Source organism: Secundilactobacillus angelensis, assembly GCF_012641075.1.
Classification (GTDB): Bacteria; Bacillota; Bacilli; order Lactobacillales; family Lactobacillaceae; genus Secundilactobacillus; species Secundilactobacillus angelensis.
Map to the genome: position 1 here is coordinate 26,178 of NZ_JAAXLJ010000025.1, position 6,317 is coordinate 32,494.

Genomic DNA, 6,317 nt, shown 5'->3' on the forward strand with positions numbered 1-6,317 from the left:
ATGGTTTTTTACGATGGACGGTTGTAATCTGAGATGTGCGCATTCTTAGACTATGTTGAAGTCATAAATAAGAACAAATCCTTCTAGGATGAACTCATACTAAAGTCAGCTATTATTGACGATGTTGTGTTTTATTCTTAAGTAGTGTCAATTGTCCCTTTTTACTAAGGGTCAATAAATTAGCTAAATCGTTAGCGTTGATATCTGGATGAATGCTCCAATAGGACAGCAAACCAATCACTTCGGCAGAACTTTCTGCTGAAATAAGGGTTCTTGCTTGTGTGTCTGATTTGGGTGCAATAGTTGCTAATCCATCAGCCACGCAATCTTCGATAACTTCGACTAATTTTTCAGTTAGGTGAGATCTGCTTGATTTATGTAGTAGGACGTCGATTAGCGGTAAATCGCTACTGAATTGGTTAAAAAAATTAAGATGAATCGTTGATAGCTGTCTAGTGAAGGAAGTCAGTGTTTGCTGTTCGAAAATTCCGTGGGCAAATATATAAAGTTTATTAACTAGGTAGTCCTCACAAGCTTCAACGAGTCCCTGTTCGTTCTCGAAGTAGTGATAAAAAGTGCCTCGGTTAATGGCAGCATGTTGACAAATCTCAACCACTTTAAGCGGTCTATTAGGCGTCTGATTCAGTAGATGAATAAACGAATTAACGATTTGTTGTTTGGTAGTTAAGTGCGAAGCATTATTACTTATCAGAAGATTATCATCCATACTATTTATCCCCCCCAGGTTGATAATATGATATTGGCATTCAATACCAGCATTGTACCACTATGGCTTACTTTTTGTAACTTTTTCTGAACTAATCATATGGCACTGTTTGCCTGCCCTTAAATGCTATTATATTAGCGAAAAGAGGCCATATCTCAGACACTAATCCGTATTGGCCTGCTCAATTTATTTCAGAAACTTAATTGATACCATAATAAAAAATAAAAAATCTCCCTAAAATAAACACTTTTAAACTAAATGTTTATAAGAATTAGTTGTCAGAGTTGTACAATGCATGCTAGGTGTATGGTATGGACTATAAGTTATTACTTAAATTCCCGTTTCTTGGAGAGTAAGGGAGACAAGTTGCTCATACCGTTGCAACTCTAATAATTTTACTTTTTTAGTCTAAAAATGGGGGAATTTTATGATGCAAAAGAATCAACGTGGAGAACGTAAATTAGCTCGTGATTTAACAGATAAGAAATTGCATTACAAAATGTATAAAATGGGCAAGCACTTCGTTTTTGCTGGCCTATTAACTTTTGGCTTCTCGGCAGTACTGGCGACCTTTTCGCCAAGCATTGTCCGTGCTGATACGCAACAAACGACAACCACTGATACATCAGGTACAATTTCTGCGGCAGATGAATCTTCAACTACGGCTGTTTTGCAGTCTAGTTCCAGTCAATCTACAGGCAGTGATGTTGCCTCTGATGCGCCAGCAACAGCTGATACTTCAACTGCTGATGCCACAACAACTAGTACGGATAAAGCCACCGCTAAAATTGCTAGCACTGCATCATCTGACGCAGATAGCAGCAATGTGACTGCGGCAAAGAATGCGGCTACTACTGTTTCTAATACAACCAGTAACGCTAGTTCTAGCGCGCTATCTGATAACAATGCAGCTACGACTAACATTACTAGCAAGACTGCATCTACTGACAGCAGCGACAACGTAAAAACCGGTCAAATTTCATCTGATTCAAATACAACGACATTAGATTTAACTCAAAACTCAGTTAAGCTGGGTCAAAATGCTTCTAATGCAGCTTCTAGTGATGCAGACAAAACAGCCAGCGTTGATCTTACTGCTGCTCAAACTGCAGTATTGAGTAGTTTACCAACTGGTGATACTTACAAAGTTGGTGCAGACGGCACTATCACGATTGCTTTAAGTTCAGAAACTGATGAAACGACAATTACTTCGATTCAATCTCGACTGGTAACTGCCGGTTTTAAGTCGGTTAATTTAACGGTTTCGGCACCAGCAAGTACGTGGCGGACGTATGCGGGTGCAAGCACGTTGAGTTCGGAACAAACTCGCTCTGTTGGTAACGTTTTGTCAACTCCGGTTACTATGGCGGATGTTGCACTTTTAACTGCTGCTGGAACTGGGACTTATACGGATGTAAATACCAATCAAGTAGTGACCGATGCCACAGCAACTCAACTTCAAGGCTACTATAACGATCTTGAAACAAAGTACAATAATGGGAATCAAAATGCTCTTAAATTTAGTAACTTTCTGAACGGTGTTGATACTGCAACATTTGGCGGGTATATGAACTATCTTTCCGAAATTTATTACTATTTCAATGGTTCCAGTGATAGTTATATTACACAGTTATCAGCTGCCTTAGATGGATTGTCCCCACAGCAGAAAGTAGCTATGGCACAGGATGCGTTTAATGATGTTGGCTCAACTCCAATGGATTCACTTGAACATAACTCGGATACATTTTCGAATAGTCATATTTTAGTGGCTACGGATGATAATGTTGGTTTTTCAAGTAACCCACTTGGTTCATATACCCAGCCAGCAAGTATGAGTTCAGATTTCTATAATACTTTTAGTGAATTTGTAAACAGTATTTTTGCAACCTATATTGATGCTATTGTGCCTTCTGCCGAGACGTATATTATTAATACGGTTTTGCCTGCTGTTAATACTGTTTCAGATACGCAGGAAGTGAGTGCAGCAACTGATGCTGGTGTTCAAGAAACTGTTGATAGCAGTTTGTATCAGTTGGTTCATTCGTTAATGACAATTGATGGGAGTTACTCATTGACGACCATTGTTCCCAAATTGGATGCTATGTACAAACAGTTGGGATCTCTAGCGATTGCTGTTGGGGCTTCTTCCACTGAAACTCTTGCTGAGTATGTTGGGGCTGCGGCTTACGGTTCAGTAACTGGGACATCGGCTGCAAATGGGACGATGGAAGCGTTCCCTAATTTCTCTACGTGGAACAACGTCTATTACGATTATTCAAGGGCACTTGTTAGCACGTTATATGGTGCTGCTATGCTTGGAAAATACAAAGCCATCTCAATATTATATTCAGAAACGCCAACTGATATTGATTCAGTATGGACAGCATTAGGTGTGACGGCCGCCACCAAACCGAGTGATATTGATGTGTCTAAGTTTGACTCTTCAATTGACACAACTAAAAGTACTCAAGTGGAAGTTTATCAACAAGGTGTTTGGGATGTTTATCACTATATCAAACCATTTTATGATGCTGCTCTAAAAGATGTTGCAGCTGGTACAAAGGTAACAGGAGCCACTGAAAAAGCAGCAATGGATGCTGTTTGGAGTCGCGTGACTGATGCAACTCAAGGTGGCCAAACAATCACTGACAGTGCTGGTGATGCACTTACGCTAACCCCAGATGCCAGTGTTGATACTTCAGAAACTAATCCGCATGAGCAAGCAAATTATGTCAGCCCACAGACTGAAGCATATTTGGTCAGTTTCTATGACGCTGCAGTGAAGGCTGACTCATTGTCATATTCTGAGCAGCCGGTGTATGCCACAACACTGACTAATGCAAGTGGCGATACGATCAGTACAACATACACTAATTATGGAGATCCAATTACCACAGATGCTAGTGGTAATGAGTTGACTGGTGCCTATGGAGATAGTATTGATACCTCTAAGTTGCCCAAGACAATTACAGTGGATGGTAAGAGTTACGACTTACCAACAGATTTAAGTAAGTACACTGTTCCTGAGAATGGTGGGGTCATCAATATTGTTTATGCCGGCCAGACGGTTACAGAAGGAAAGACACAAACAGTTTCAGTTACTGCGACGGACGCACCAACAGGTCAGACTTTTGACTATACAATTACTAATAGTGATGGTGCAACTGTTTCGAAAGGAACTGGCGTGGCATTTGGCACATCTGCTGCCAATGGCCTAACTCTTGATACAGGTCAGACCTTGACAATTTCTAATTATGCCACTGCCACTGTGACCCCAACTGTTACACCATCGGCAACTTTAACGTATGATGCTGCACTGATTGACGGTGCTAATAACAATAGCTTAACTGATATTGTTGTTGCATATACCGATAAGTTTGCAGAGGACGCTTCTAATTTACTTTCGGATGATAAAAATGTTAATACAAAATCAGACAAGTTCTCGGACGATCAATCTGATTTTGTTTCGGATTTGGCTAAAAGTGATTATGATTCAGCAGTTGTTTCTAATGATTTATCTGACTTAGGTAGTGATGTGAAAGCCATGAGTTCTGATACCACTAAGGTCGGTGGTGACTTCACTGACGAAGGTAGTGATATTGGATCAAATCCTACTTCTGATCGAAGTGTGACATTCAGTAGCGATTCGGGTGTAGCTAGCGTTGATAAAGTTGACGTTATTAGCGATGCTGCGGTGTTAAAGAGTGATCGTACGGGTGCTGCCATTGCAAAGTCGAATGCGTTGAGCGATGACGCAAGTGATTTTAAGAGTGATCAAGCTAACGTCAATAGCGATTCGGGAAACTTCTCAAATGATCAAAGTACTGTTGCTTCAGATCTGAGTGATAGCAGTACTACTTCAGATAAGTTGACTAGTGACCTTAACAAGGCTAGTGATGATCTCAGTGATTTTGACTCCGATAATGCAAGGGTAACTTCGGATACAACTAAAGATTCCAGTGATATGGGAACGACTGGGACAACGGCTCAGAAGAATGATTACACGAGTGATAGTGCTCAGCTGTCGAATGATAACAGTAATTACAAGACGGATTTGGGACTGTACAACAGTGCCAAGTCGGATCAACTGAATAATGATAGTGCACAGTTAAGTAAAGATTTGAGTGACTTCAGTGACAAGCAATCTGATTTCAACACTGATCAATCCAATTTTTCCAGTGATGTTGCATTGTCAGATACGCCATCAGGGACGATTTCAAATGAAATGAGTAATTTAAGCAGTGATTTGGATGGTTTGGGTACCGACAACACTGCAGTAAAGAGTGATGTTAATAGGGAAGCTAGCGATCTTGGAGCTGCTGAGACCTCGGACGAAAAGGTCACACTTCTAAGTGATGTAAATGGTAATAATAAGCAATATGATAGTGATGAAAATACGTATTTGAGCGACAGTAAAATATTGAAGTCGAATGCCTTGAGTAATGATCAGAGTGATATCAACAGTGACCAGAAGAAGGTTGACAGTGATTCGACCAAGGTATCAGATGATGAGAGCAACGTGGCTTCGGACTTCAGTGATAGCAATGCAAGCTCGGCAACGTTGTCGAGTGACTTGAGTAATACTGCCAGTGATTTGAGCAACTTCAGCAACGATAATAGTGATTTGAAGTCGGATACTACCAAGGAGACCAGTGATCTCGGTTCCAACTTAACTTCCGATCAGACCAAGACGTCGAACAGCAACAGTACGCAGTTAAGTAATGATCAGAGTAATTACAAGAGTGATTCTGATGTGAATAAGCAGAACGTCTTGAGTAACGACCAAAGTGCTATCAATAGTGACCAGACGAAGATCAATGGTGATTCGAACAACTTCTCTGATGACCAAAGTAACGTGGCCTCAGATTTGAGTGATAGCAAGACCACATCAGCAACGTTATCTAGCGACATGAGCAAGACCAGCAATGATCTGAGCAACTTCAGTGATGATAACAAGCAGTTAACTAGTGATGTCACGAAGGATTCCAGTGATCTTGGTTCCAACGGAATCTCCAATCAGATCACGACCTTGACTAGTGACAAGACGGAGTTGACCAGCGATGTCGCTAATTACAAGAGTGATTCTGGCGAATATGCGAGTGATCAAACGAGTGCGAAATCGAATGCCTTGAGTAATGACCAAAGTGCTATCAATAGTGATCAGACGAAGGTTGACAGTGATTCGACCAAGGTATCAGATGATGAGAGTAACGTCGCTTCGGACTTGAGTGATAGCAGTACCACCTCGGCTAAGCTATCCAGCGATTTGAGTGATACTACCAGTGATCTGAGCAACTTCAGTAACGATAATAGTGATTTGAAGTCGGATACCACCAAAGATTCAAGTGATCTTGGTTCCGATGGAACCTCGGATCAGAACAGTGATTACAAGAGCAACAGTAATAAGCTGAGCAGTGATCAGACAACTTATACCAGTGATTCGAATGTTAATACGCAGGATCAAACGACCGCAAAGTCGAATGCCTTGAGCAATGACCAAAGTGCTATCAACAGTGATCAGACGAAGATCAACAGCGATTCCAACCAGTTCTCTGACGATCAAAGTACCGTGGCCTCAGATTTGAGCGAT

2 protein-coding genes are annotated in these 6,317 nt (G+C 41.0%); one reads left to right on the forward strand and one right to left on the reverse strand.

What is annotated here, in order from left to right:
- Positions 1–112 precede the first annotated feature (112 nt).
- Positions 113–727, reverse strand: a complete 615-nt coding sequence (locus HC026_RS10980; RefSeq protein ID WP_168925973.1) for a TetR/AcrR family transcriptional regulator — start codon at positions 725–727, stop codon at positions 113–115.
- A 427-nt stretch (positions 728–1,154) separates the two neighbouring features.
- Here HC026_RS10980 and HC026_RS10985 point away from each other — a divergent pair.
- Positions 1,155–6,317, forward strand: a 5,163-nt coding sequence (locus tag HC026_RS10985; protein ID WP_168925974.1) for a KxYKxGKxW signal peptide domain-containing protein, incomplete at its 3' end; no start/stop codon positions are given.

Coding starts and splice junctions, on each gene's coding strand:
- HC026_RS10980 (WP_168925973.1), bottom strand. CDS start 727: ATGGATGATAATCTTCTGATAAGTAATAATGCTTCGCACTTAACTACC.